This is a genomic window from Metabacillus lacus (assembly GCF_009674805.1).
Lineage (GTDB): Bacteria > Bacillota > Bacilli > Bacillales > Bacillaceae > Metabacillus_C > Metabacillus_C lacus.
In genome coordinates, this window is sequence record NZ_WKKI01000017.1 from 42394 (window position 1) to 68462 (window position 26069).

General features: G+C 43.5%; 26 protein-coding genes and 2 other annotated features. All 26 genes read right to left on the minus strand.

What is annotated here, in order from left to right:
* Positions 1–20 precede the first annotated feature (20 nt).
* The gene (rpoB, locus tag GJU40_RS10510) at positions 21–3593 is read right to left on the minus strand and encodes a DNA-directed RNA polymerase subunit beta (RefSeq protein ID WP_154307711.1); all 3573 of its coding nucleotides are present in this window, start codon (positions 3591–3593) and stop codon (positions 21–23) included.
* 252 nt (positions 3594–3845) lie between these two features.
* Positions 3846–4448, minus strand: a complete 603-nt coding sequence (locus GJU40_RS10515; RefSeq protein ID WP_154307712.1) for a class I SAM-dependent methyltransferase — start codon at positions 4446–4448, stop codon at positions 3846–3848.
* Positions 4449–4527: 79 nt separating this feature from the next.
* Positions 4528–4893, minus strand: a complete 366-nt coding sequence (gene rplL, locus GJU40_RS10520) for a 50S ribosomal protein L7/L12 (RefSeq protein ID WP_154307713.1) — start codon at positions 4891–4893, stop codon at positions 4528–4530.
* Between the two features lie 60 nt (positions 4894–4953).
* Entirely contained in the window at positions 4954–5454 is a 501-nt protein-coding gene (gene rplJ / locus GJU40_RS10525; protein WP_154307714.1) for a 50S ribosomal protein L10, read from the minus strand.
* A gap of 46 nt (positions 5455–5500) precedes the next feature.
* Positions 5501–5645: a sequence feature (ribosomal protein L10 leader region), on the minus strand.
* A gap of 50 nt (positions 5646–5695) precedes the next feature.
* Positions 5696–6394, minus strand: a complete 699-nt coding sequence (gene rplA, locus GJU40_RS10530) for a 50S ribosomal protein L1 (protein ID WP_154307715.1) — start codon at positions 6392–6394, stop codon at positions 5696–5698.
* 92 nt (positions 6395–6486) lie between these two features.
* A complete protein-coding gene (rplK, locus tag GJU40_RS10535) occupies positions 6487–6912 on the minus strand; it encodes a 50S ribosomal protein L11 (RefSeq protein WP_343031511.1) in 426 nt (141 codons plus the stop codon).
* A 173-nt stretch (positions 6913–7085) separates the two neighbouring features.
* Positions 7086–7619, minus strand: coding sequence for a transcription termination/antitermination protein NusG (nusG, locus tag GJU40_RS10540; protein ID WP_154307716.1), 534 nt, complete (start codon positions 7617–7619; stop codon positions 7086–7088).
* A gap of 210 nt (positions 7620–7829) precedes the next feature.
* Positions 7830–8012 (minus strand): preprotein translocase subunit SecE, encoded by a 183-nt coding sequence (gene secE, locus GJU40_RS10545; RefSeq protein ID WP_154307717.1) that lies wholly within the window; start codon positions 8010–8012, stop codon positions 7830–7832.
* 48 nt (positions 8013–8060) lie between these two features.
* Positions 8061–8210, minus strand: a complete 150-nt coding sequence (rpmG, locus tag GJU40_RS10550) for a 50S ribosomal protein L33 (protein ID WP_154307718.1) — start codon at positions 8208–8210, stop codon at positions 8061–8063.
* Between the two features lie 76 nt (positions 8211–8286).
* Positions 8287–8943, minus strand: coding sequence for an RNA polymerase sporulation sigma factor SigH (gene sigH / locus GJU40_RS10555; RefSeq protein WP_154307719.1), 657 nt, complete (start codon positions 8941–8943; stop codon positions 8287–8289).
* A 67-nt stretch (positions 8944–9010) separates the two neighbouring features.
* Positions 9011–9520: an NYN domain-containing protein gene (locus tag GJU40_RS10560; protein WP_154307720.1), complete on the minus strand. Its 510-nt coding sequence runs from the start codon at positions 9518–9520 to the stop codon at positions 9011–9013.
* A 5-nt stretch (positions 9521–9525) separates the two neighbouring features.
* Positions 9526–10269, minus strand: coding sequence for a 23S rRNA (guanosine(2251)-2'-O)-methyltransferase RlmB (gene rlmB, locus GJU40_RS10565; RefSeq protein ID WP_154307721.1), 744 nt, complete (start codon positions 10267–10269; stop codon positions 9526–9528).
* Positions 10259–10687 (minus strand): Mini-ribonuclease 3, encoded by a 429-nt coding sequence (locus GJU40_RS10570; RefSeq protein WP_246188337.1) that lies wholly within the window; start codon positions 10685–10687, stop codon positions 10259–10261. The genes rlmB and GJU40_RS10570 overlap by 11 nt, the downstream gene beginning before the upstream one ends.
* Before the next feature lie 2 nt (positions 10688–10689).
* Positions 10690–12087: a cysteine--tRNA ligase gene (gene cysS, locus GJU40_RS10575; RefSeq protein ID WP_343031513.1), complete on the minus strand. Its 1398-nt coding sequence runs from the start codon at positions 12085–12087 to the stop codon at positions 10690–10692.
* Entirely contained in the window at positions 12038–12733 is a 696-nt protein-coding gene (cysE, locus tag GJU40_RS10580) for a serine O-acetyltransferase (protein ID WP_154307722.1), read from the minus strand. Before cysE ends, cysS begins: the two co-directional genes overlap by 50 nt.
* A 51-nt stretch (positions 12734–12784) precedes the next feature.
* Positions 12785–13010, minus strand: a binding site (T-box leader).
* Between the two features lie 50 nt (positions 13011–13060).
* Positions 13061–14518, minus strand: a complete 1458-nt coding sequence (gene gltX / locus GJU40_RS10585) for a glutamate--tRNA ligase (protein WP_154307723.1) — start codon at positions 14516–14518, stop codon at positions 13061–13063.
* 177 nt (positions 14519–14695) lie between these two features.
* On the minus strand, positions 14696–15175 hold the full coding sequence (ispF, locus tag GJU40_RS10590; protein ID WP_154307724.1) for a 2-C-methyl-D-erythritol 2,4-cyclodiphosphate synthase: 480 nt from the start codon (positions 15173–15175) through the stop codon (positions 14696–14698).
* Complete coding sequence (gene ispD / locus GJU40_RS10595) at positions 15168–15860, minus strand: 2-C-methyl-D-erythritol 4-phosphate cytidylyltransferase (protein WP_154307725.1); 693 nt, start codon at positions 15858–15860, stop codon at positions 15168–15170. The genes ispF and ispD overlap by 8 nt, the downstream gene beginning before the upstream one ends.
* A 12-nt stretch (positions 15861–15872) precedes the next feature.
* Complete coding sequence (locus tag GJU40_RS10600; RefSeq protein WP_154307726.1) at positions 15873–16979, minus strand: PIN/TRAM domain-containing protein; 1107 nt, start codon at positions 16977–16979, stop codon at positions 15873–15875.
* Between the two features lie 128 nt (positions 16980–17107).
* Positions 17108–18187, minus strand: a complete 1080-nt coding sequence (disA, locus tag GJU40_RS10605; RefSeq protein WP_154307727.1) for a DNA integrity scanning diadenylate cyclase DisA — start codon at positions 18185–18187, stop codon at positions 17108–17110.
* A 3-nt stretch (positions 18188–18190) separates the two neighbouring features.
* Positions 18191–19567 (minus strand): DNA repair protein RadA, encoded by a 1377-nt coding sequence (gene radA, locus GJU40_RS10610; RefSeq protein ID WP_154307728.1) that lies wholly within the window; start codon positions 19565–19567, stop codon positions 18191–18193.
* Positions 19568–19690: 123 nt separating this feature from the next.
* On the minus strand, positions 19691–22126 hold the full coding sequence (gene clpC / locus GJU40_RS10615) for an ATP-dependent protease ATP-binding subunit ClpC (RefSeq protein WP_154307729.1): 2436 nt from the start codon (positions 22124–22126) through the stop codon (positions 19691–19693).
* On the minus strand, positions 22123–23220 hold the full coding sequence (mcsB, locus tag GJU40_RS10620) for a protein-arginine kinase McsB (protein WP_154307730.1): 1098 nt from the start codon (positions 23218–23220) through the stop codon (positions 22123–22125). Before mcsB ends, clpC begins: the two co-directional genes overlap by 4 nt.
* Before the next feature lie 3 nt (positions 23221–23223).
* A complete protein-coding gene (gene mcsA / locus GJU40_RS10625; RefSeq protein WP_343031512.1) occupies positions 23224–23775 on the minus strand; it encodes a protein-arginine kinase activator protein McsA in 552 nt (183 codons plus the stop codon).
* Positions 23776–23789: 14 nt separating this feature from the next.
* The gene (locus GJU40_RS10630; RefSeq protein ID WP_154307731.1) at positions 23790–24251 is read right to left on the minus strand and encodes a CtsR family transcriptional regulator; all 462 of its coding nucleotides are present in this window, start codon (positions 24249–24251) and stop codon (positions 23790–23792) included.
* 130 nt (positions 24252–24381) lie between these two features.
* Positions 24382–25080: an MgtC/SapB family protein gene (locus GJU40_RS10635; protein WP_154307732.1), complete on the minus strand. Its 699-nt coding sequence runs from the start codon at positions 25078–25080 to the stop codon at positions 24382–24384.
* Positions 25081–26069: the final 989 nt, after the last annotated feature.

Consider the following 26069-nt stretch of genomic DNA (forward strand, 5'->3'; position numbering starts at 1 on the left):
TTTACCCTGTTTGCCTAAAGTTATTCCTTAGTGACTGTTTCTCTTTCAACGCTTGTTTCCACTAGTTCACCATTTTGGTTTAGTGAAATTCCGTCGCCTTGCTGCCCTTCTTCTTCATCTTCAAGATCTCTCATCTCAATTTCCTTCTCATCGCCGGAAAGGATTTTAACATCCATCCCCAAGCTTTGAAGTTCTTTGATAAGAACCTTGAATGATTCAGGAACACCAGGTTCTGGAACGTTTTCGCCTTTTACGATTGCTTCGTATGTTTTCACACGGCCTACAACGTCATCAGATTTCACAGTTAATATTTCTTGAAGTGTATATGCAGCACCATAAGCTTCGAGCGCCCAAACCTCCATCTCACCAAAACGCTGTCCGCCGAATTGTGCTTTTCCGCCAAGCGGCTGCTGCGTAACAAGTGAGTATGGTCCAGTTGAACGCGCATGCAGCTTGTCATCAACCATGTGCGCAAGTTTAATCATGTACATGACACCGACAGATACGCGGTTATCAAACGCTTCTCCTGTACGGCCATCGTAAAGAACTGTTTTGGCATCTCTCGCCATTCCAGCTTCTTCAAGAGTGGACCACACATCTTCCTCACGGGCTCCGTCAAATACGGAAGATGCAACATGGATGCCCAGCTGGCGTGCAGCCATTCCCAGATGCAGTTCCAATACCTGCCCGATATTCATACGGGACGGTACCCCAAGCGGATTTAACATGATATCAACCGGAGTTCCGTCTGGAAGATACGGCATATCTTCTTCCGGAAGGATACGGGAGATAACACCCTTGTTTCCATGTCGTCCTGCCATTTTATCTCCTTCAGAAATTTTACGTTTCTGAACAATGTAAGCACGGACAAGCTGGTTTACACCAGGAGGAAGTTCATCGCCGTCTTCACGGTTGAACACTTTCACGTCCAGTACAATACCGCCGCCTCCATGAGGAACACGAAGAGATGTATCGCGTACTTCTCTAGCTTTTTCACCGAAGATTGCATGAAGCAGGCGCTCTTCTGCAGTCAGCTCCGTAACTCCCTTAGGCGTTACTTTACCTACAAGCAGATCGCCGTCTTTCACTTCTGCCCCTACACGGATAATTCCTCTGTCATCAAGGTTGCGAAGTGCATCTTCCCCAACGTTTGGAATGTCACGTGTAATTTCTTCAGGACCAAGCTTTGTATCACGGGATTCTGATTCATATTCTTCAATATGGATAGATGTATAAACATCGTCTTTTACCAGACGCTCGCTCATAATGATCGCATCTTCGTAGTTATAGCCGTCCCATGTCATGAACGCTACAAGCACGTTGCGGCCAAGAGCCAATTCGCCTTTTTCCATTGATGGGCCGTCTGCAAGGATTTCTCCTTTTACTACCTCATCGCCTTCGCTTACAATCGGGCGCTGGTTGTAGCATGTACCCTGGTTCGAACGGATGAATTTTTGCAGGCTGTAACGGTCAAGGTTTCCTTTGACAGTGCTGCCGTCTACTTCATCATATCTTCTTACCCAGACATTTTTCGCTTCTACTTTTTCAACAACGCCCGGATATTTACAAATGACTGCCGCACCTGAATCCTTGGCAGATACATACTCCATGCCGGTTCCAACAATTGGAGCTTCCGGATTCATAAGAGGTACTGCCTGACGCTGCATGTTTGCTCCCATTAGGGCACGGTTGGAGTCATCGTTTTCCAGGAACGGTATACAAGCTGTCGCAGCTGATACTACCTGTTTAGGAGAAACGTCCATATAATCGACGCGGTCTCTGATAACAACAGTGTTCTCACCGCGGAAACGGGCTACGATATCTGAATCAAGGAAAGAGCCGTCGTCATCCAGGCGCGCATTGGCCTGTGCAACTACGTAGTTATCCTCTTCATCAGCTGTCAGGTAATCTATTCTTGATGTTACTTTTCCAGTCTCAGGATCTACTCTTCGGTACGGAGTTTCAATAAACCCGAATCTGTTTACTTTCGCAAAGCTGGAAAGTGAGTTGATCAAACCGATGTTTGGACCCTCTGGAGTTTCAATCGGACACATACGGCCATAGTGGGAGTAGTGAACGTCACGGACTTCAAATCCGGCGCGTTCACGAGTCAGCCCACCAGGTCCCAATGCAGACAAACGTCTCTTATGCGTAAGCTCAGCAAGCGGGTTTGTCTGATCCATGAACTGTGAAAGCTGGGAGCTTCCAAAGAACTCTTTTATAGATGCAATTACAGGCCTGATGTTGATTAACTGCTGCGGTGTAATTGTGTTTGTATCTTGAATGGACATTCTTTCGCGTACAACACGCTCCATACGGGACAGACCGATACGGAACTGATTTTGAAGAAGCTCTCCTACAGAACGGAGGCGTCGGTTGCCCAGATGATCAATATCATCTGTATCCCCTACTCCATGCAGCAAATTGAAGAAGTAGCTGATAGAAGAAAGGATATCTGCAGGTGTGATGTTTTTAACGCCTTCTTCGATATAGGCATTGCCAATCACGTTTATCTCCTGCTCGCCTTCAGGGTCGTTAGGAGAATAGATTTTAATGGACTGCAGAAGTACTTCATTCTCGACTACTCCGCCGGCAGGATCAAGCTTTTTGAAGCCTACGCCGCTTTCAAGATTCGGAATGATGCGGTCGAGCGTTCTTCTGTCTATTAAAGTTCCTTTTTCCGCAATAATTTCGCCAGTTTCTCCGTCTGCTAGAGTTTCAGCAAGACGCTGGTTGAATAAGCGGTTTTTAATATGAAGCTTTTTGTTGATTTTGTAGCGTCCTACACTTGCAAGATCATAACGCTTAGGATCAAAAAATCTTGATTCTAGCAAGCTCTTTGCATTGTCCACTGTAGGCGGTTCGCCAGGGCGGAGTCGCTCATAAATCTCCAGCAGCGCTTTTTCAGAGCTTTCTGTATTGTCTTTATCAAGTGTATTGCGCAGATATTCGTTTTCGCCAAACAGATCGATGATTTCTTGATCAGAGCCAAACCCAAGGGCACGCAAAAGAACCGTAACCGGCAATTTTCTTGTGCGGTCGATGCGGACATAAACCACATCTTTTGCATCTGTTTCATATTCTAGCCATGCACCGCGGTTTGGAATGACTGTCGCAGAGAAGCCTCTTTTACCATTTTTATCGACTTTACCGCTGTAATAAACGCTCGGTGAACGCACTAATTGAGAAACAATTACACGCTCTGCACCGTTGATGACGAATGTACCTGTTTCAGTCATCAATGGGAAATCTCCCATGAAAACATCCTGGTCTTTTACTTCACCAGTTTCTTTGTTAATTAGACGGACTTTCACTCGCAAAGGTGCAGAATAAGTGACATCACGCTCTTTTGATTCTTCAACAGAGTATTTTGGCTCACCTAAACTATAGTCAATAAATTCTAGCGAGAGGTTACCAGTGAAATCTTCAATTGGAGAAATATCTTGAAACATTTCTCTCAGACCCTCATCAAGAAACCACTGATATGAAGAGGTTTGAATTTCAATGAGATTTGGTAAGTCTAAAACTTCGCTAATACGTGCATAACTTCTGCGTTGGCGGTGTCGTCCATACTGAACTAGTTGACCTGTCAACTGATTCACCCCTCAAATCATGCATTTTATTTTTCGTAATAGAATTGGACAGATCAGTTCCAAAACTATTACAATTTAAAAAACAAAAAAGAAAAAGGGTTTTCAAATAAAAACCACAGTCCCTTTATCGTACTTTTTATTTTATAAGTCTTTCCAGCCAAACCAATTTTATACATTATGTATAGAAAATTAGTCACTTATGGAATTATACATCTTGGCATTATATAATGCTAACATAGCCCCATATACCAGTCAAGATTTTTTTGCTTTGATTATAAAATAACCTTTATCCTTGTTTACAACTTCCGCTTCACCAAACAAATCGTTTAATTTATCAAGCGCGGATGGAGCACCTTGCTTTTTCTGGATGACAATCCATAATTCACCGCGGGGATGCAATTGATGAAAGCTTTTTTCAAAGATTTCATGAACAACTTTTTTGCCGGCTCTAATCGGCGGATTTGATAAGATAGCAGCATACTTTTTGCCGGCGGTCTGCTCCAGAAGATTGCTTTGATAAATACGTACATTGCGAATGTTATTCTTCTCCGCATTATCTTTTGCAAGTTGTATTGCACGCTCATTGATATCCACCATCTCAATCAATGAATCAGGGAATTCCGCAGCAAGTGAAATTCCGATTGGCCCGTACCCGCAGCCAACATCCAGAAGATCTCCCTCAGCGTCAGGAAAAATAAATGATTCAATCAGCAGCCGCGAACCAAAGTCCACTTCATTTTTTGAAAAGACGCCGCGATCACTTTGAAAAACAAATGGCTTGCCTCTTAAAGTGAATTCCCAGGTTTTTCGTTCACTTTTCACACTTGGTTTTTCGGAGTAATAATGGTCACTCATTTTTTATTCCTCCCGCAAGGAGATTTCATTTCAATACGAATAAAAAAGCCCGCTACTGACAGCGAGCTTTTCTTTTACATTACTTAACTTCTACAGAAGCTCCAACTTCTTCAAGTTTAGCTTTTGCTTCTTCAGCTTCTTCTTTAGAAACAGCTTCTTTAAGAGCTTTTGGAGTGTTGTCTACTAATTCTTTAGCTTCTTTCAAACCAAGACCAGTAAGTTCACGAACAGCTTTGATAACTTTGATTTTTTGAGCGCCAGCGCCAGTCAATACTACGTCAAACTCAGTTTGCTCAGCAGCAGCTTCGCCACCAGCAGCTCCGCCCATCATTGCTACAGGAGCAGCAGCAGTTACACCAAATTCTTCTTCAATTGCTTTTACTAGGTCATTAAGTTCTAGAACTGTCATTTCTTTGACAGCTTCAATGATTTGTTCTTTAGTCATTTTTGTTTCCTCCTTGATTATCGTATGGTTTTTTTTATTTATTCGTACGTTAGGGCGAGATTAAGCGCCTTGTTCTTCTTTTTGCTCTGCAACTGCTTTAGTAGCAAGTGCAAGGTTGCGAATCGGAGCTTGAAGTACGCTAAGCAACATAGAAAGCAAGCCTTCTCTTGAAGGAAGATCAGCAAGAGCTTTAATTTCCTCAACTGTTGCAATGTTTCCTTCGATTACACCAGCTTTGATTTCAAGCGCTTCGTGATTTTTCGCGAAGTCATTCAAAATTTTGGCTGGCGCAACAACGTCCTCGTTGCTGAACGCAATTGCGTTTGGACCAGTAAGAGCTTCGTTCAGACCTGTAAGCTCAGCTTGTTCTGCAGCACGGCGTGTTAAAGTGTTTTTGAATACTTTGAACTCAATGCCGGCATCACGCAATGTTTTACGAAGTTCAGTTACTTCAGATACAGTAAGACCGCGGTAGTCAACTACGATGGTAGATTTGCTTTCGCGAAGCTTAGCTGTAATATCTTCAACCATTTGTTTCTTTTGTTCAATTACGCTGCTCATTGTTACACCTCCTGTAGTTTCTTGTAAAGCTTTATACCGTTCGGAGTTTTTAAATAAAAAAGCCCCCATAATAGACATGGAGGCTGTATATACGTTAGTTAATTTGATTAACAAGTTCGTAACATATACACCTCGGTAGGAAATTAAGCCTTACAGGCTCCTACTGTCTACGGTATAAAAGATATAAAATTAGTAAAGCAACATTTAGTACTATATCAAACCTAACTTATAAAGTCAAGAATTATTTAGCTGAGAAAGATGAAGCGTCTACTTTCACACCAGGTCCCATTGTTGAAGTAACAGCAACGTTCTTCATGTAAGTCCCTTTAGCTGCAGCAGGTTTTGCTTTTAGCAGTGTTTCGTAGATTGTGTTGAAGTTTTCAACAAGCTTTGCATCCTCGAAAGATACTTTGCCGATTGGCACGTGTATGTTTCCAGCTTTATCAACGCGGTATTCTACTTTACCAGCTTTGATTTCATTTACTGCACGCTCTACTTCAAACGTAACTGTTCCAGTTTTAGGGTTTGGCATCAAGCCTTTAGGACCAAGTACACGGCCAAGCTTACCAACTTCACCCATCATGTCAGGAGTCGCTACGATTACATCGAAGTCGAACCAGCCTTGTTGAATTTTAGTGATGAATTCTGAATCGCCTACGAAGTCAGCTCCAGCAGCTTCAGCTTCTTTTGCTTTTTCTCCCTTAGCGAATACAAGAACACGCTGAGTTTTGCCAGTACCGTTTGGAAGTACTACTGCACCGCGGATTTGCTGATCATTTTTACGAGGATCAACTCCAAGACGGAATGCAACTTCTACAGATGCATCAAATTTAGCGTTGTTTGTTTTTTTAACCAATTCTACAGCTTCTCCAACAGAGTAAGCTTTCGTACGGTCTACTAATTTAGCAGCTTCTACGTACTTTTTACCTCTTTTAGCCATTTTAAAGTCCTCCTTAGTGGTTTTAGCGGAATAACCTCCCACGAATAAGGGTTGCGAACTTGGAAATCAAACCCGCAACCCACCTTAAAACATTAGTCTTCGATAACAATTCCCATGCTTCGTGCAGTACCTTCAACCATACGCATTGCAGATTCAACGTTTGCAGCGTTTAGATCCGGCATTTTTGTTTCAGCAATTTCACGTACTTTGTCACGTTTTACAGTCGCAACTTTATTACGGTTTGGTTCACCTGAACCAGACTCAATACCAGCAGCTTTCTTAAGAAGAACCGCAGCGGGCGGAGTTTTCGTAATAAATGTAAATGAACGGTCTTCAAAAACCGTGATTTCAACCGGGATGATAAGACCAGCCTGATCAGCTGTGCGCGCATTGAATTCTTTACAGAATCCCATGATGTTCACACCAGCCTGACCTAGTGCAGGACCAACCGGCGGAGCTGGATTAGCTTTGCCAGCAGGAATTTGCAATTTCACCAATTTTATAACTTTTTTAGCCACGAGACACACCTCCTTAAGTCCGTGATGTGGTAATAGGGATGACCCTCCCACTCATAAACTCATTCTTTATATGAATGATGTAAAAAAAATCAAGTTTGTTGTCCCGGATAACCGAGACATACTGACCTATGAAATATTACCACTTTTCCTATTCTATTTCAAGTTCTTTTCAATTATAATTTGCTAATTTGTGAAAAATCAAGTTCTACCGGGGTTTCACGGCCGAACATATTCACCAGCACTTTCAGCTTTTGCTTATCTTCATCAATCTCCTCAATGGAGCCTGTGAAGTTTGCAAATGGGCCTTCAGCTACTTTCACCGTTTCTTTCAATTCAAAATCAAATTCCAGGTTGCGTTCATCCATGCCCATCCTCTTGAGGATAACCTCAGCTTCTTCAGGAAGAAGCGCAGTCGGCTTGGAGCCTGAACCCGCTGAACCTACAAAACCTGTCACTCCCGGGGTGTTTCGCACAACATACCAGGAATCGTCAGTCATAACGATCTCCACAATCACGTAGCCGGGAAAAACCTTTTTCTTCGAAACTTTCTTTTTACCATTTTTAAAATCTGTTTCTTCCTCTTCAGGCACGATTACCCGGAAAATCTTGTCCTGCATGCCCATAGACTCTACGCGCTTTTCAAGATTCGCCTTTACTTTGTTCTCATAGCCTGAGTATGTATGAACAACATACCAATTCTTTTCCATGATGGTTTGGACGACGTGTCCTTCCCTCCCGCCTGCTTTATATTCCGGCTGTGCAGATCAGGCGCTTTTCCCCCGGTATTTGGGCGGGGGAGTAAGCACCTTTTCTTCACAAAGCCTCTTTTAGTGTATTTTTAAGCAATGAAAAAACCCGATGAACGGGTTTTTGAGACATTTAATCAATATCTACATTATAGCATGTTTTTACAGCATTTATTCAAGGATAAAGCGGATAAGCGAAGAAATGCCTAAATCAACAACCGAGAAGAAAACTGCAGCAAAAGCTACCGTGGCAAGAACAGTCAGCGTGTAGCGGTACAGTTCCTTTCCTTTCGGCCAGCTGACCTTCTTCATCTCACGGGAAACATCTTTTAAAAAGTTTACCAATCGTTGCATGTACGTTACCTCCAAAAATAGTCAAAAAACCTTCAAGCACTGCAAGCATTACTTGGTTTCACGATGTACTTCCTGTGAGCTGCATTTCTTGCAATACTTTTTTATCTCCAAACGTTCCAAAGAACTACTAACATTCTTCATTGTCGAATAATTACGGCTTCCACAGACAGAGCAAGCCAGTATGACTTTTTTTCGCATGTGACATCACACCTATAATAGCAATTCTATAAAACTTTATCACAGGCTTGTTTTTTCTGTCAATAAAGCATTGAGATTAAAGGCTTATTTCTCGGAGCTCAAGGTATCTCTCAAGCTTTCTTTTTACCCGTTGAAGAGCGTTGTCAATAGATTTGACGTGACGGTTCAGATCCTCGGAAATTTCCTGATAGGAACGGCCGTCAAGATACAGGGCCAGCACCTTTCGTTCCAGGTCACTGAGCAGCTCGGCCATTTTCAGTTCAATATCATCGAATTCTTCCTGATTGATAATCAGATCCTCCGGATTCATCACTTTAGCGCCGGAGATCACATCCATAAGTGTACGGTCAGATTCTTCATCATAAATGGGCTTGTCTAGTGAAACATAAGAGTTAAGCGGAATATGTTTTTGACGGGTAGCAGTTTTAATAGCGGTAATAATTTGGCGGGTTATGCACAATTCTGCAAATGCCTTAAAAGAGGTCAGCTTGTCCTCTTTAAAGTCACGAATTGCCTTGTAGAGGCCTATCATTCCTTCTTGAATAATATCTTCGCGGTCAGCTCCTATTAGAAAATACGATCTGGCCTTGGCACGGACAAAATTTCTGTACTTTGTTATTAAATAATCCAGCGCATCACTGTCACCATTATGAACCAACTCGATAATCTGATCATCTTCCATCGTGTGAAATAACTCTTTGTTGACCTTACCCTTGTTGATTTGCGAGTTCAAGCCGATCCCCCCGGACGCACAAAAGATAGCAATATTATACAGTACATATTTTGGAAGCGTCAACCTGTTATAAATCTCCCCTGCGCCATTTTTCAAAAGTTTTCATGATATCTTCAGAGATAGCAATCTTTGAGGAAGGTCGCCCTTCCTCAATTTTTTTTACTTTTTTTTGAATCCGCTTTTCAATCAGGTTCATTTCAGTCAGCAGCTCCCGTGCTGATTTCCTCAATGCTCCCTGGCCGAAAATGGCCCACTGCTCAGTAAAATCAGAAGTTGCCACATGAATCTGGGTTTTAATATTGGACAGCTCTGATGCCAGTTTTTCAATCCGTTCGTCAGCCGTTTCATTCTCCCGTGTATAAATGACCTCTACCCTGTAATTTTTATATTTTTTCTCTACACCCTTTACGAGATGGGCATCGAATATGATCATGACACGGTATCCTGTATAACCCTGATATTCTGCCATTTTTTGAACAAGCAGATCTCTTGCTTCGGCAAGATTATCTTTTTTCAGCCTCTCCAATTCCGGCCATGCACCAATGATGTTATAGCCATCTACCAAAAGGATGTCCATGCCTCTTATTCTCCCAGCGGCTGGCGTTTGCGGTATACCTCATACATGAGAAGACCTGCAGCTACAGAAGCATTTAAAGATGTCACTTTGCCTGCCATTGGCAGCCGCACAAGGAAGTCACAGCCTTCCCTGACAAGCCTTCCCATTCCTTTTCCTTCACTCCCGATCACGAGGCCGATCGGCATGCCGCCATCCATATTTCGATAATCATCAGAACCCTTGGCATCCGTTCCGACAATCCATATTCCTTCTTTTTTCAGGTCTTCCATGGTTCTGGCTATGTTCGTCACCCTTGCTACAGGAATGTATTCAATCGCTCCTGTGGATGCCTTCGCTACAGTGGCAGTCAGCCCAACAGCTCTCCGCTTCGGAATGATGATGCCATGCGCACCGACCGCATCCGCTGTCCTCATAATGGAGCCAAGGTTATGAGGATCTTCAAGCTCGTCCAGTATCAGAATAAAAGGTGCTTCATTTCTATCCCTGGCAGCAGCCAGAATGTCATCCACCTCAGCATATTCATATGCAGCTACCTGAGCCACCACACCCTGATGATTGCCCTCCACCATCTGATCCAGTTTTTTCTTGGGAACATACTGGATTGTCAGTCCTTTTTCGGCTGCCAGACGGGTCACCTGCTGAACCTGACCTTTCTGGGAATTCTCAGCTACCCAGATTTTATGGATTTCCCTTGATGATTTAAGGGTTTCAATCACCGTATTTCTGCCCATGATATATTCACTTTCCATCTGTTTTCCTCCTTTCAGCGAGAATGTTTTCCAGAGCTGCCGAGACTATTTCCTGCAGCCTTGTTTCTCTTTTTGTAAGATAGCAATAGCCAATTACTGCTTCAAACGCAGTGCTGTGCTTGTAGGTTTGTACATCTGTGTTTTTTGGAATCGTACCCGATTTGGCATTTCTGCCTCTTTTTATAATGGAGATTTCTTCCTCTGTGAAAAATCCCCCGTCTATGAGTTCATGCAGAACTTTGGCCTGTGCCTTTGCAGAAACATACTGCCTGGCAAGGCGGTGGAGCTGATGGGGCCTTACAATGCCTTCAGCAAGGAGGTGATGCCGTACGTATATCTCGTACACTGCATCACCCATATATGCGAGGGCCAGACCGTTCAGCTGTTTTGCATCCTTAAATTCAGCCATTTCCACCATGTTTATCCTCTTTTCCATCTCGTTCCTTGAGGAGTGTCCTCCAGTATAATATTCAAGCTTTTCAGTTCATCGCGTATTGAATCTGCAAGCGCAAAATCCCTGTCCTTACGGGCCTGAATTCGCTTTTCAATCAGTGCATCAATCTCTTCGTCCAGCAGTTCATTCTCGCTAAATACAAGGCCGAGTACCTCTCCAAGGCTGTCAAACTCATTCAAAAATGCCTGAATGACTTGTTCTGCAGTATTTTTTTCCTGAAGATAATAGTTGGCCTGTCTGGCAAGCTCAAACAAAACGGAAACTCCGTTAGCTGTATTAAAGTCATCATCCATTTCCACGATGAAGTTCTCCCGCAGCTTTTCTATCTGCTGCAGCCACTTATCATCATCAGAAGTGAGGTTTGAGCTGCTTTGTTTTCTGTGTACCAGATTTGCATAGGACGTTTTCAGCCGGTCCAGTGAATTTTTCGTACTGTTCAGAAGATCAACTGAATAGTTAATCGGGTGACGGTAGTGGACTGACAGCATGAAAAACCTTAAAACCTGAGGATCATGCTCTTTTACAATGTCCTTGACCATCACAAAGTTCCCGAGGGATTTTGACATTTTTTCGTTATCGATATTAATATACCCATTATGGAGCCAGTAGTTGGCGAATGTTTGATTTGTCAGTGCTTCAGACTGTGCAATTTCATTTTCATGGTGAGGGAAGGTTAAATCCTGCCCGCCTGCATGAATGTCTATTGTGTCCCCAAGATATTTGCGTACCATGGCGGAGCATTCAATATGCCAGCCGGGGCGCCCTTTGCCCCATGGACTGTCCCAGTGGATTTCCCCTTCTTTGGCAGCTTTCCACAGTGCAAAGTCCAGAGCATCCTGCTTTTTCTCGCCCACTTCGATCCTCGCACCTGAGCGCAGCTCATCAATTGACTGGTGGGAAAGCTTGCCGTACCCGTTAAAGGCTCTTGTTTTATAATACACATCGCCTTCAGCTTCATAAGCAAAGCCTTTTTCAATCAAGGCGGCAATAAAATCAATAATTATATCCATGCTTTCTGTTACCCGCGGATGAGCATCAGCCTTTTTGCACCCCAGTGCGCCCACATCCTGAAAGTAAGCCTCAATGAAACGGTCTGCAATAGCCGGCACATTTTCACCAAGTTCATTAGCAGCTTTAATCAGCTTATCATCCACATCAGTAAAATTGGAAACATAATGAACATCATAGCCTCTGTACTCCAGATAGCGCCTGACAGTATCATAAACAATTGCAGGCCTGGCGTTTCCGATATGAATATAGTTGTATACGGTCGGTCCGCATACATACATCTTTACCTTTCCTTCTTCAAGAGGCTTAAATTCTTCCTTTTGTCTCGTTAGCGTATTGAATAACTTTATCGTCACGTTCACTCTTCCCTTCCTGCAGTTGTTGTACTTCCTGCTTCAGCTTGAGAATCTCTGCTTCCAATTCCTTAAAGCGGTCCGCGACAGGATCCGGCAGATTGCAATGATCGAGATCCTGGTTTACGCGCTTTCCATTTTGAACTTTCACTTTTCCGGGAATGCCTACCACCGTGGAGTTGGCCGGAACATCATGCAGTACAACTGAACCTGCTCCTATTTTGGAATATTCTCCGATAGTAATAGAACCGAGCACCTTGGCTCCTGTCGCAATAAGAGCATGATCCTGAATGGTGGGATGCCTTTTGCCTTTTTCTTTTCCTGTGCCTCCCAGCGTAACTCCCTGAAATACCGTCACATTGTCTCCGATCTCACAGGTTTCTCCAATCACAACACCCATTCCATGATCTATAAAAAAACGCCTTCCTATTTTGGCACCCGGATGTATTTCTACTCCGGTAAAGAAGCGGCTTACTTGCGAAATAATACGTGCAAGAAAGAAGAATCTGCGTTGAAACAATCCATGTGCAAGGCGGTGCGCCCATATTGCATGAAGACCGGAGTAGGTTAAAATTACTTCAATATAGCTTCTTGCAGCAGGGTCCTGCTCAAAAACAATCTCAACGTCTTCTTTTAACATCTTAAACATTTGGAATCCCTCCAATCTTTCCGTATTCATAAAAAAACGCCCCTGTCAAATGACAGAGACGCTGTATGCGCGGTTCCACTCTGTTTAAGGAAAGATCTCTTTCCCTCAACTCAGGCTCTGTAACGTAGAGCTCCCGCTTCTGTCTACTATAATGCATATATTTCAACAGAAGGCTCGAAGGTGCATTTCAACTGTTCCTTCTCATAAACCTCTTTCAGCCATGAAGGTTCTCTCTGGAATGGAAAAACAGTGTACTTCTCCTTCTCAACACTTTTTCATATTGTATTTGAATTTGTATATTTACTATATTACATTTCTTAAAAAAAGTTAACTTAAAACATTTTTTAATCTAGCCAGTGCCCTGTCTTTACCGAGCAGTTCAATAGCCTGAGGAAGCTCCGGCCCATGTGTCTGGCCTGTCACTGCCACGCGTACCGGCATAAACAGTTTTTTTCCTTTTTGCCCTGTTTTCTTTTGCACTGCTTTAACTGCACCCTTGATGTCCGCTGCTGCAAACTCACTCAGTTCTGCAAATTCTTCAGCAAGTGCCCTCAGAACTTCCGGTACCTGCTCTTCTTCAAGAACAGAGCGTGCTTCATGATTGTATTCCAGATCTTCTTTAAAGAACATGTCGGAAAGCTCTACAATTTCAGCACCAAAGCTCATTTGCTCCTGATAAAGCTCAATCAGCTTTAGTGTCCAGTCTCTTTCCTCTGCAGACATATCTTCCTTCACCCTGCCTGCTTTCACAAGATGCGGAATCGCCAGCTCTGCAACCTTTTCCGTATTAAGGTTCTTCATATATTGATTATTCATCCACGTAAGCTTTTGTGTATCAAACACAGCAGGGGACTTTGACAGCCTGTTTGGATCAAAAATGCTGATGAATTCTTCCCTGCTGAAAATTTCATCTTCCCCTACAGGTGACCAGCCAAGCATGGCAATGAAGTTAAACAGCGCCTCAGGAAGGTAGCCAAGATCTTCGTATTGCTCAATAAACTGAATGATGGATTCATCACGCTTGCTCAGCTTTTTGCGTCCTTCATTCACAATCAGCGTCATATGTCCGAATACAGGAGGCTCCCAGCCCAGTGCTTCATAAATCATGATTTGTTTAGGTGTATTGGAGATATGATCATCACCGCGAAGAACATGAGAAATCTTCATCAGATGATCGTCTGCTGCAACTGCAAAATTATAAGTAGGTGTGCCGTCCTTTTTCACGATAACATGGTCGCCGATGCCGTCTGACTCAAAGGCAACCTCGCCTTTTACCATGTCATTGAAGCGGTACACAACCCCTTTTGGCACTCTGAAGCGGATGCTCGGCTCCCGGCCTTCAGCCTCAAGCTTTTTCTGCTCCTCTTTCGTCAGGTTGGCGCATTTTCCTGAGTAGCGGGGCATTTCTCCGCGTGCGGTCTGCTCTTCACGCTCCTGCTCCAATTCCTCTTCTGTACAGTAGCATTTGTAAGCAAGCCCTTTTTCAAGCAGCTCAGTATAATATTTTTTATACAAATCATTGCGTTCAGACTGGCGGTAGGGGCCGTATTCTCCCGGCTTATCCACACTCTCATCCCACTCGATTCCGAGCCATTGCAGATATTTCAGCTGACTCTCTTCGCCGCCTTCGATGTTCCTTTTTTTATCGGTGTCTTCTATTCTGATAATAAATTTACCGCCCTGGCTTTTTGCATAAAGATAGTTGAAAAGGGCTGTTCTGGCATTTCCAATATGTAAATGACCTGTCGGACTGGGTGCATAGCGCACTCTTACTTCATTCGTCATGATGATACCTCCATTAAAAATAATGCAGAAAATATGCGCGGGCAACCGAGAGACATCCGCCGCCTGCTGCGCCAAATTTCAATCCTGCAAGATGAATTCTCTCCGCTTACATTTTCCTGATTCCTAAAAAGAATTCTTAATAAGTCCAAAAATATTTTAACACTTTTTTGCGAAATCTTATTCGTTTTTTACTAATAATACAGCAGCCTGTGCTGCAATTCCTTCTTCCCGCCCTGTAAATCCGAGTTTTTCGGTAGTGGTGGCCTTCACATTGATCTGTGATAATTCAGCCTGCAGCAATTCGGCAATCCTGTTTCGTATCTTTTCAATATGGGGTGCCATCTTTGGTTTTTGGGCAATGATTGTACAGTCGAGATTGCCAAGCTTATAGCCCTTCTCTCTAACAATGTTCCATACATGCTCCATCAGCACAGCGGAATCTGCATCTTTGAATGCCATATCTGTATCCGGAAAGTGCTTCCCAATATCACCTTCTCCGATTGCACCCAGGCAGGCATCGGCCACTGTATGCAGAAGAACATCGGCGTCAGAATGTCCGAGCAGCCCCTTTTCATAAGGAATTTCAATTCCTCCAATGATCAGCGGGCGGTTTTCAACCAGCTGATGCACATCAAAGCCTTGTCCAATTCTAATCATCGCTTTTCCCTCTTTCGCTTTCCATAATTGCTTTCGCAAATAGAAGATCATCCGGTGTTGTCAATTTTATATTCGTATAATCACCATATACAATTTTAACTCTATGTTTCATAAATTCAACAAGGCTTGCATCATCTGTGCCTGCAAATTGATGTTTTACTGCATGTTCATGGGCGCTTAGAATTAATGACAGACGAAAAGCTTGTGGGGTCTGTACCAACCACAAGCTTGATCGCTCAATCGTTTCTACCACTTGGAGATTTTCAGCTTTTTTTATCGTATCCTTCACTGGAACGGCAATTGTAGCGGCGTCAGCCTCCTGAGCTGAAAGCACCAGGTCGCGGATATGACTCTGCCTGATAAACGGCCTGGCACCGTCATGAACCAAAACAATATCGGAGTCACAGGCCTTTAAGCCATTGTATACACTTTCCTGTCGTTCCGCTCCGCCTGCTACAAGCTGCTTTACCTTTTTAAAGTGATAGAGTTCAATTAATTTTAAGAAATCGCCCTTTTCCTTCTCATTGATGACAAGAATAATTCCGCTGCAGGCTGGATCCTGTTCAAATACAGTCAAAGTATGAACGATAACAGGTTTCCCTTTCAGCAGAATGAACTGTTTATTTTTCCCTGCGTTCATTCGCTTGCCGGATCCCGCAGCTGGTATGACGACTTGATAATCCATTTCTTTTCTCCCTTATAGAGCCTTTTCAAGAAGCTTTGGCTTTGCAAAAATCATTCTTCCCGCCGAGGTCTGCAGAACGCTTGTGACCAAAACATCAATTGTTTTACCAATATAATCTCTGCCGCCTTCAACAACAATCATTGTACCGTCATCCAGATAGGCAACGCCCTGATTGTGCTCTTTACCATCTTTGATGACCTGAACCTTTAGTTCTTCACCAGGAAGCACGACAGGCTTTACAGCGTTGGCAAGATCGTTAATGTTCAACACAGCTACCTTCTGAAGCTCGCAAACTTTATTAAGATTAAAGTCATTTGTCACGACAACTCCGGAGGTAACCTTGGCAAGCTTCACCAGCTTGCTGTCAACCTCCTGTATTTCTTCAAAGTCGCCTTCATAAATTTCAACATTGATGGCAAGTTCTTTTTGAATTCTGTTCAGGATGTCCAGGCCTCTGCGCCCTCTGTTCCTTTTCAAAACATCAGATGAATCTGCAATATGCTGAAGTTCTTCCAGCACAAACTGCGGTATGACAATCGTTCCTTCCAAAAAGCCTGTCTGGCAGATATCTGCTATTCTGCCGTCAATAATGACACTCGTATCAAGTATTTTTAATTTCTTGTCCTCATGCTCCGGCTCCGTTTGCTCCTCGGAAGCACCTTTTTTCTTATTCATCCGTGCAGGGATGGAAAATAAGCTGACAAGTTCATCCTTCTTTTTAAAACCCACTGCAAATCCGAGGTATCCAAGCAGGAGCGTTAAGAATACAGGAATTAATGTACTGATCATGGGATACGGAATATCTTGCAAAGGAATAACATTAACTAGTAAGAATGCAATTATTAGTCCGAAAATCAAACCGAGACTGCCGAACAAGACATCAGTAACAGGTGCGGTTACAAGTGACTCCTCAAGCCTTTTCACCCAGTTGACCACATAATCAACAAGCCAAAATGTAGCAATGTAAAAAATAATGGCACCTAGAATTGCCAAAGAATATGGCGTGTTTAAAAAAGGTATGTCTTGTAATCCTAATAATTGTAATAATTCCGGCATAAAGAAGATTCCAAGGGCTCCTCCTGTCAGTAAAAAGGTTGCTTGAACTATTCGTTTTAACATACCTTCACCTCCTTCTTATTTTATTATTAACACTTTATCCTAAAACAAACATTTACCCGCATATTTTTAGATTGCACATGAAAAGAAGCTTAAACACTATACCCCCTAAGGGCTGAATTGAAACGCTCTTACAGATGTCTGTCAATCATAAGCTTTTCCTGCAGGCGCTTTATTCCCTGTTTAATTTTTTTCGCTCTGACTTCCCCGATTCCATCTACGTCGTCTAATTGTTGTACGTTCGCATGGGAAATAAGTTTCAGATTTTGAAATTTTGTCACTAAATTTTCAATAACTCCGGATGGAAGGCGGGGTATTTTGTTCAGTATTCTGTATCCTCTTGGAATCACCGCTTCATCCTGGCTGGTCAGCTGGGAATAACCAAGCATCTTCAGAATGTCCGAATCATCCAGCAGCTCAAAGTTCGAATGTGCCTGCAGCCTTCTTAAGAACTCCTCCGGATTTTCTGATTTGTTCACACTGTAATCTTTCACAATCAGCTCGGCTTCTTCTTCTATATCTGCCAGAAGCTCGCTCATTTGCAGGCGAACGAGCTGCCCTTCTGTTCCCAGCTCATTGATATAGCTCATAATTTCATTCTTGATGCGGAGCACCATTTCAATTCGGTGGAGTACATGCACCACATCGCCAATTGTCACAATTTCCTCAAACTCCATTGCTCCGAGTCCAATGATGGACTGCTCCAGGACAGAACGGTATTTCTCCAGAGTCTGCACCGCTTGATTTGCCTTAGTCAAAATTACACCAATATCGCGCAAAGAATACCTTTTTTCTCCGTAATAAAGAGTAATCACGTTCCGCCTCTGCGAAATTGCAACTACAAGGCTTCCTGTCTGCTTTGCCACACGTTCCGCTGTCCTGTGCCTCATGCCTGTTTCGGATGAGGGAATCTGCGAATCTGGGACAAGCTGGGCGTTCGCATAAAGAATTTTGTGACCGGAATCGCTCAGAATAATAGCGCCGTCCATTTTGGCAAGCTCATATAAATGCGCAGATGAAAACGGGTAATTAATATAAAAGCCTCCATCAACTATCTGCTTCACCTTATCACTGTAGCCGACCACAATCAGACCGCCTGTTTTTGCCCTTAAGACATTATCAATGCCGGAACGGATAGGTGTCCCGGGGGCCATAAACTGAAGAATTTCAGACAAGCTCTTTTCGCTGAACTTTTTTTCTTTTTCTGTCATGACTTACCCCCCTAACGTCTTTTGCAGCGCTTCAGAAACGTTCTTCACACCTATCATTTCAATTCCTGCGGGCGGAATCCAGCCGCCTATATTTGCTTCCGGAAGAATAACGCGCTTAAAACCGAGCTTTTCTGCCTCAACGACCCTTTGTTCGATCCGCGAAACACGCCGCACCTCACCTGTCAGGCCTACCTCGCCGATAATCACGTCGGTGGCTTTTGATGGCACATCCTTAAAGCTTGAAGCAATGCTTACTGCCACCGCCAGATCAATCGCTGGCTCATCAAGCTTTACTCCGCCGGCAACCTTCAGGTAGGCATCCTGATTCTGCAGCAGCAGCCCTACTCTTTTTTCAAGTACAGCCATTAGCAAAGGCACACGGTTGTGATCAATTCCCGTCGCCATTCTTCTAGGATTTCCAAAACTTGTCGGAGAAATTAATGCTTGTATTTCGACGAGAACAGGCCTTGTTCCTTCCATGGAAGCAACAACAGTTGAACCCGCCGCTCCCTTTGATCTTTCTTCAAGAAAAATTTCAGAAGGATTCAACACTTCTTCCAGACCTGACTCCTTCATTTCAAAAATGCCCATTTCATTCGTAGAGCCAAATCTGTTTTTCACTGCACGTAAAATCCTGTAGGTATGATGCCGCTCTCCTTCGAAATAAAGAACAGTATCCACCATATGCTCAAGAATGCGGGGACCTGCGATAGACCCCTCTTTTGTCACATGGCCCACGATAAAAATGGCAATTCCCTTTGTTTTCGCAATTCTCATTAATTCTGCTGTACATTCCCTGACTTGTGATACACTGCCAGGAGCAGAGGTCACCTCAGATTGATAGACTGTCTGTATGCTGTCCACAATGACAAAAGAAGGATTTGTTTCTTCTATTGCTTTTGTGATATATTCCATATCCGTTTCTGCCAGTACATACAGTTTGTCAGAGGTAATGTTCAGACGATCTGCACGGAGCTTGGTCTGTTTCACAGATTCTTCCCCGGATATATAAAGCACTTCATTTCCATTGTCAGCCAGCTGTGCAGAAATTTGGAGAAGCAGGGTTGATTTTCCGATGCCGGGATCTCCGCCAATTAATACGAGGGATCCTTTCACAATTCCGCTTCCAAGGACTCTGTTGAATTCTTTGGAACGCGTATGGATTCTCGGTTCTTTTGCATTCTCTATCTGGGTAATAGGTGAAGGTTTTTGAACGGTTGAATTTGAGTGATTAAAAGTCGTTCTGCGACCTGGGGATGCTGCTTTGATAGTTTCCTCCGTCATGGTATTCCACGCTCCGCAGGCGGGACATTTGCCCATCCATTTGGCTGATTCGTAGCCGCACTCCTGACAGATAAACTTTGATTTTGTTTTTGCCATTAGTAGAAGATTTCCTCTCTCAGAAAAAAATATAATATAGTTGTATAGCCCAAAGTATACCACCATAACGAATGTTTTTTAAAGCAAAGAGGCATACGCCAGTATGCCTCCAGTGTATTACATTTACTTTACTTCCTCAGATTGTTTGACAACAAATTCACCATTGTTCACATCAAGGACAATTTTCTGCCCTTTTTGAATGGTTCCTCTAAGAAGCTCTTCTGAAAGACGATCTTCCACGTTCTTCTGAATAGCCCTGCGGAGAGGTCTTGCCCCATACTCAGGATCGAAGCCTTCATCAGCAATTTTCTCTTTGGCCGGTTCAGTAAGCTCCAGCACAATATCCTGCTCTTTCAAGCGGTTTGTCAGCTGATCCGCCATAAGTGTAACAATTTCTTTCAGATGCTTTTTCTCTAAAGAATGGAACACAATGATCTCATCAATACGGTTCAGGAACTCCGGACGGAAGGCCTTCTTCAGCTCTCCCATAACTTTGTCTTTCATATCCTTATAATTCTGCTGCTCATCCTGCACGTTGAAGCCTACATACTTGTTGCGCTTAAGCTCACTCGCGCCAACATTGGATGTCATGATCAGAATCGTATTCCTAAAGTCAACAGTACGCCCTTTCGAATCTGTCAGGCGCCCATCCTCAAGAACTTGAAGAAGGATATTAAACACATCAGGATGCGCTTTTTCAATTTCATCTAGAAGAACTACTGAATATGGCTTTCTTCTGACCTTCTCAGTCAGCTGTCCGCCCTCATCATATCCCACATATCCCGGAGGCGAACCTACGAGACGGGAAGTGGAGTGCTTTTCCATATACTCGGACATATCAATGCGGATCATGGCATCCTCATCGCCAAACATCGAGCTTGCCAGGGCTCTTGCAAGCTCTGTTTTCCCTACTCCTGTAGGACCAAGGAAAATAAATGAGCCGATCGGACGTTTCGGATCCTTCAGACCTGCTCGTGCACGCCTTACCGCTTTGGCTACGGCAACTACCGCTTCATCCTGCCCGATTACTTTGGAGTGAAGAATTTCCTCCAGCTTTAACAGTTTATCTGTCTCAGTCTGCGCAAGCTTAGAGACAGGAATGCCAGTCCAGTTGGCTACAACAATAGCAATATCTTCAACAGTGACTTCAGTGTTTTCCTGCCCCTGCTTTTCCTTCCAGCCTTTTTTTGTTTCTTCCAGCTGTTCGCGAAGACGCTGCTCTGTATCTCTCAGGGATGCTGCTTTTTCAAATTCCTGGCTTTGAACAGCTGCATCCTTTTCCTTTCTAACTTCTTCAAGCTTCATTTCAAGCTCTTTCAGGTTAGGAGGCGTCGTGAACGAACGCAGTCTTACTTTTGAACCTGCTTCATCAATCAAGTCGATTGCTTTGTCAGGAAGAAAGCGATCAGAAATATAGCGGTCAGACAGCTTTACAGCTGCTTCAATCGCATCATCTGAAATAGACACCCTGTGATGCGCTTCATAGCGGTCGCGAAGGCCTCTCAGAATCTGAATGCTCTCATCAGGTGAAGGCTCATCCACTTGAATCGGCTGAAAACGCCGCTCAAGGGCTGCATCCTTCTCAATATATTTACGGTACTCATCAAGAGTGGTTGCCCCGATACATTGAAGCTCTCCACGCGCAAGCGACGGCTTCAAAATGTTGGAAGCATCTATAGCACCTTCTGCTCCGCCGGCTCCAATCAAAGTGTGAAGCTCGTCAATGAACAGAATGATATTTCCTGCCTGCCTGATTTCATCCATTACTTTTTTCAGACGGTCCTCAAATTCACCGCGGTATTTTGTCCCGGCTACAACAGTTCCCATATCTAGTGTCATTACACGCTTGTCACGAAGAATTTCAGGAACTTCATTATTGACAATCTGCTGTGCCAATCCTTCTGCAATTGCCGTTTTACCTACACCAGGCTCCCCTATCAGTACAGGGTTGTTCTTTGTTCTGCGGCTGAGAACTTCTATAACACGCTGAATTTCTTTACTTCTGCCAATCACAGGGTCCAGGCTGCCTTCTCTTGCGACAACAGTCAGGTCTCTTGCAAGGCTGTCAAGTGTAGGAGTGTTGGCATTAGACATGCCGCCGCCCTGATGGCTTGAGCCTGACTCATTGCTTCCAAGCAGCTGAAGGACCTGCTGGCGCGCTTTATTTAAGCTTACACCAAGATTATTAAGCACTCTGGCAGCAACACCTTCTCCTTCCCTGATAAGGCCGAGAAGGATGTGCTCTGTGCCTACATAGGAATGGCCAAGCTTGCGTGCTTCATCCATGGAAAGCTCGATGACTTTCTTTGCCCTTGGAGTGTAGTGAATTGTTTGTGAAATATCCTGGCCTCTTCCAATCAGGCCTTCCACTTCTTTCTGAATCTTATCAGGCTCCAGGCCGAGGGCAAGCAAAGCCTTGGCTGCAATACCTTCACCTTCCCGTACAAGTCCAAGCAGAATATGCTCTGTTCCGATATTGTTATGGCCTAAACGAACCGCTTCTTCCTGTGCCAGCGCCAATACTTTCTGTGCGCGTTCTGTAAATCTGCCAAACATCATACTCCATCATCCTCCGTCCGTTTCTGGCTATCTTCTTCAAGCTTTAACCGTTCCCTGATCAATGTCGCACGCCTGACGTCCCGCTCCTCCGGCCTGAGCGCTTTCCCTGAATATTGCTGCAGAAATCCCGGCTGTGTAAGAATCATCAGTTCATTCAAAATATTTCTTGATACATCTTCAATCATATTCAAATCAATTCCCAGCCTCAGATCAGACAAACACTTTGCAGCTTCCTTTGATTCCATAATTCTGCTGTGTGTTAGAATGCCATAAGACCTGTACACCCTGTCTTCAAGCTGTATCTGGGATGTTTTATAAATGGCTTCCCTTGCCGAGCGTTCCTGGTCAATGAGCTGGCTCACAACACTGATTAAATCCTCGACAATGTCCTCCTCAGACTTGCCCAGCGTAATCTGGTTTGAAATCTGAAAAATATTCCCCTGCGCTTCGCTGCCCTCTCCGTAAGTTCCCCTGACAACCAGGCCCAGCTGATTAATCGCTGGTATAATCCTGTTCATCTGCTGTGACATGACCAATGCAGGGAGATGCATCATCACAGAAGCACGGAGGCCCGTTCCGATATTGGTCGGACAGCTGGTTAAGTATCCTCTATTTTCATCAAAGGCGTAATCAACCTCTTTTTCTATCCAGTCATCCAGCCTGTTCGTTGTATAAAGCGCCTCTTTTAACTGAAAACCAGGAAACAGGCATTGTATACGAACATGATCTTCCTCGTTGATCATAATGCTCAGTTCCTCATTTTCTGACAAAAGGCACCCGCCTGAGATAGAGTGCTCCGCAAGATTAGGACTGATCAAGTGCTTTTCTACAAGCACCCTCTTATGGATAGGTTCAAGCTCATCCATCACCAGCATTTGTAACTGTCCCATAGAATCGAACTGCTTATCATGAAAAATATTTTTAAATAATTCCAGTACCTCTTCAGCTTCTTCCTTAGAAAAAACTGTTGGAAATTTATATTGTTCAATATTGCGTGCAAGCCTTACCCGGCTGCTCAGCACAATATCAGAATCAGGACCATCCTGGCTCATCCATGAGCTGATAGCCTGGTTTAAAAAGTTTTGGAGTGACATAGATTACTGGCCCTCCTCTTTCTTCTCATTCAGCTGCTGATTTAATTTCCTGATTTCATCCCTTACCTCAGCAGCTTTCTCAAACTCCTCCTGAGCGATCAGCTCCGTAAGGTTTGTTTTTAATTCTTCAATTCTCTTTTTAAACTGAATGGTTCCGCCAATCCGCTGCGGAATCTTGCCTCCATGTGTGGTATTTCCGCTATGGACCCTTCTCAAAACAGGCGTTACATGGCTGCTGAACGTCTTATAACATTCAGCACACCCAAATCTTCCCGCTTTCGCAAACTGGTTAAACGTAAAGCCGCACCTGCTGCATTTAAGCACATCTTCCTTTTTAAAAAGATCCTTCTGCGGCTTATTTCCAAAAGCAGTCTCCATATTCAGGAGCCCTGCCAGTAAGCTGTTAATTGAAAAACCTGCCTGAGCATTGGCAATTGAACTGCTGCCAGTCTCCTTGGCACAATACTCACACATATGAGTCTCTTGTTTCTCTCCATTCACTACTTTAGTAAAGTGAAAAGTTGCCGGCCGTTCTTTGCATTCCTGGCAAATCACTCTTCTCACCTGCCTTATTTATATTTCAGCGAAATCAGCATTGCTTTCATCATCCGTGCCCTTAACTCATCCCGAAGAGGAAGGTCAATATAAAGCACGGATCTATCGATCACACTAAGCATTATTTTCGCTTCTCTTTCTGAAACAGCGCCTTCCTGTACAAGGCGGATAATAATCTGTTCGGCAGCAGACTGGGTCAGCCTTTTATCAATCAGCTCCAAAATATGAGATATCAGCTGTGCATTATCATTGGATTTCACCTTGATAATGCGGATATACCCTCCGCCGCCCCTTTTGCTTTCTACAACAAAACCTCTTTCTATGGTAAAGCGGGTATTAATCACATAATTGATTTGAGATGGTACACACTGAAACTGCTCAGCAATTTCACTTCTCTTAATTTCAATGATTTCCTTGCCGCTGCTGTCCAAAACAGACATCAAATGCTGCTCAATAATATCCGATATATTTTTCAATTCGCCTCCCCCTTCACTGACTTTGACTATATTTGACTATAGTCCTAATATAAAACGTCCCGCTCTTTTTTTCAACTTTAATGTTTACACCACTATCTATTTCCAAAATCTCTGTGTCCAAAACATACACTCAGTCAATCTTTTTGATTTCATGGCATTTCATTAAAGCTGCAAGAGCTCCATCCAATTTTTCCAGGGGAAGTTCTACCTCAATATTATATTGCGTCACAACACCATGATCTTTTTTCTTCATAGAGGATAATTCCATTTTATGAATGGAAGCTCTGTATTGATGCAAGGTATGAATAACTTTTTCCAAACCCTGTGACGCTGCATCCACCTCCACCTTTATCACCCTTCTTTTTTTATTCCTGTAGATCAGCCTCTCCATCTTTCCCAGAAACGTCAGGCTGATCAGCACCAGCAAAGTAGCAAATACAGCCAGACTATACATGCCGGCTCCAATAATCAGCCCCAGCCCTGCCACAACCCAAATGGATGCCGCAGTCGTCAGTCCTCTGATCGTCGCGCCCCTGACCAAAATCGTGCCGGCTCCCAAAAAACCAATCCCGCTGATCACATACGAAGGAATCCTTGCAGGATCAAACTGTATATTGGAATACTCATCAAGATAATCTCTAAAGCCATACAAAGATAAAAGCATCATCAAACAAGAACCCACCCCAACAAGCAAATGCGTCTTAAATCCTGCCGGATGATTTTTAAACTCCCTCTCCAAACCGATAAAGCCGCAAAGCATGGCAGCAAACAATACTCTGTAATAAATAACAAGCTGATCTGGGTCAAAGAACTCTTTAAAAAATTCCATGTAGATCCCTCTCCTGCACCTTAATCTTCAAAAACACAAGTTCTTCTCAAACTGAAATTGGCGTTGCCGCCCCTTGAATATATAAAAAGAACCGGCTATGTCTGAGACATAACCGGTTAAAATAGGAGTAGATTCTTTATCTATTTACCCGCATCTTACAAAGCTAAACACCCTTTTTACATTTTTTTGTTTTTTTATTGCGGGGTGGAAATATCAATTGTGGGCGCAGCGGTTGTTGTAGTGTTTTGGGGATTGTGTAACAAAGTTTTAGGGCGGGTGCAGGGACTTGGTATGGTGTAACAGGGTGTGTGGGTTTGTAGGGGCTTGGCGATAGTGTAACAGGGTGTGGGGGGTTTGTTATGGTTTCTTTGAGATCGTATAACAAAGCAGGGGGGTTTGTTATAGTAACTTTTAGATAGTATAACAAAGTGGGGGGTTTTGTTATAGCAACTTTGAGATAGTAGAACAAAGTAGGCGGGTTTGTTATAGCAACTTTGAGATAGTAGAACAAAGAGGCGGGGTTTGTTATAGCAACTTTGAGATAGTAGAACAAAGAGGCGGGGTTTGTTATAGCAACTTTGAGATAGTAGAACAAAGAGGCGGGGTTTGTTATAGCAACTCTGAGATATTAGAACAAAGAGGCCGGGTTTGTTATAGCAACTCTGAGATATTAGAACAAAGAGGCCGGGTTTGTTATAGCAACTTTGAAATCGTATAACAAAGTAAAGGGTGTAGTTATAGCTTCGTGGAAATCGTATTGCAAATCAGGAAAGAATAGTTAGAGTAAGATCCTTTTTAAAATAAGCCCCTAACTACCATCAGCCGGTGGAATAAAATAGGCGTAGAGATTCCGCTTATTCGGGAAAAACAGCTAAAATCAGCTGAAATAGAAGTAGGAATTCCGCCTAATCAGCTAAAAGCGCTGGAAATAAACGACTTTTAGCAACATAACCGGAAAAGCTTCCCTTATATTGCCTGAAATTCGCCTT

Excerpts from the sequence above, each read along its gene's own strand:
- GJU40_RS10515 (WP_154307712.1), bottom strand. The coding sequence starts at position 4,448 with ATGAGTGACCATTATTACTCCGAAAAACCAAGTGTGAAAAGTGAACGA.
- rplL (WP_154307713.1), bottom strand. The coding sequence starts at position 4,893 with ATGACTAAAGAACAAATCATTGAAGCTGTCAAAGAAATGACAGTTCTA.
- rplJ (WP_154307714.1), bottom strand. The coding sequence starts at position 5,454 with ATGAGCAGCGTAATTGAACAAAAGAAACAAATGGTTGAAGATATTACA.
- rplA (WP_154307715.1), bottom strand. The coding sequence starts at position 6,394 with ATGGCTAAAAGAGGTAAAAAGTACGTAGAAGCTGCTAAATTAGTAGAC.
- nusG (WP_154307716.1), bottom strand. The coding sequence starts at position 7,619 with ATGGAAAAGAATTGGTATGTTGTTCATACATACTCAGGCTATGAGAAC.
- secE (WP_154307717.1), bottom strand. The coding sequence starts at position 8,012 with ATGCAACGATTGGTAAACTTTTTAAAAGATGTTTCCCGTGAGATGAAG.
- rpmG (WP_154307718.1), bottom strand. The coding sequence starts at position 8,210 with ATGCGAAAAAAAGTCATACTGGCTTGCTCTGTCTGTGGAAGCCGTAAT.
- GJU40_RS10560 (WP_154307720.1), bottom strand. The coding sequence starts at position 9,520 with ATGGACATCCTTTTGGTAGATGGCTATAACATCATTGGTGCATGGCCG.
- rlmB (WP_154307721.1), bottom strand. The coding sequence starts at position 10,269 with ATGGAAAGTGAATATATCATGGGCAGAAATACGGTGATTGAAACCCTT.
- GJU40_RS10570 (WP_246188337.1), bottom strand. The coding sequence starts at position 10,687 with ATGGTGGAAATGGCTGAATTTAAGGATGCAAAACAGCTGAACGGTCTG.
- cysE (WP_154307722.1), bottom strand. The coding sequence starts at position 12,733 with ATGTTTAAGATGTTAAAAGAAGACGTTGAGATTGTTTTTGAGCAGGAC.
- gltX (WP_154307723.1), bottom strand. The coding sequence starts at position 14,518 with ATGACGAATGAAGTAAGAGTGCGCTATGCACCCAGTCCGACAGGTCAT.
- ispF (WP_154307724.1), bottom strand. The coding sequence starts at position 15,175 with ATGATTAGAATTGGACAAGGCTTTGATGTGCATCAGCTGGTTGAAAAC.
- ispD (WP_154307725.1), bottom strand. The coding sequence starts at position 15,860 with ATGGATTATCAAGTCGTCATACCAGCTGCGGGATCCGGCAAGCGAATG.
- GJU40_RS10600 (WP_154307726.1), bottom strand. The coding sequence starts at position 16,979 with ATGTTAAAACGAATAGTTCAAGCAACCTTTTTACTGACAGGAGGAGCC.
- disA (WP_154307727.1), bottom strand. The coding sequence starts at position 18,187 with ATGACAGAAAAAGAAAAAAAGTTCAGCGAAAAGAGCTTGTCTGAAATT.
- radA (WP_154307728.1), bottom strand. The coding sequence starts at position 19,567 with ATGGCAAAAACAAAATCAAAGTTTATCTGTCAGGAGTGCGGCTACGAA.
- clpC (WP_154307729.1), bottom strand. The coding sequence starts at position 22,126 with ATGATGTTTGGCAGATTTACAGAACGCGCACAGAAAGTATTGGCGCTG.
- mcsB (WP_154307730.1), bottom strand. The coding sequence starts at position 23,220 with ATGTCACTCCAAAACTTTTTAAACCAGGCTATCAGCTCATGGATGAGC.
- GJU40_RS10635 (WP_154307732.1), bottom strand. The coding sequence starts at position 25,080 with ATGGAATTTTTTAAAGAGTTCTTTGACCCAGATCAGCTTGTTATTTAT.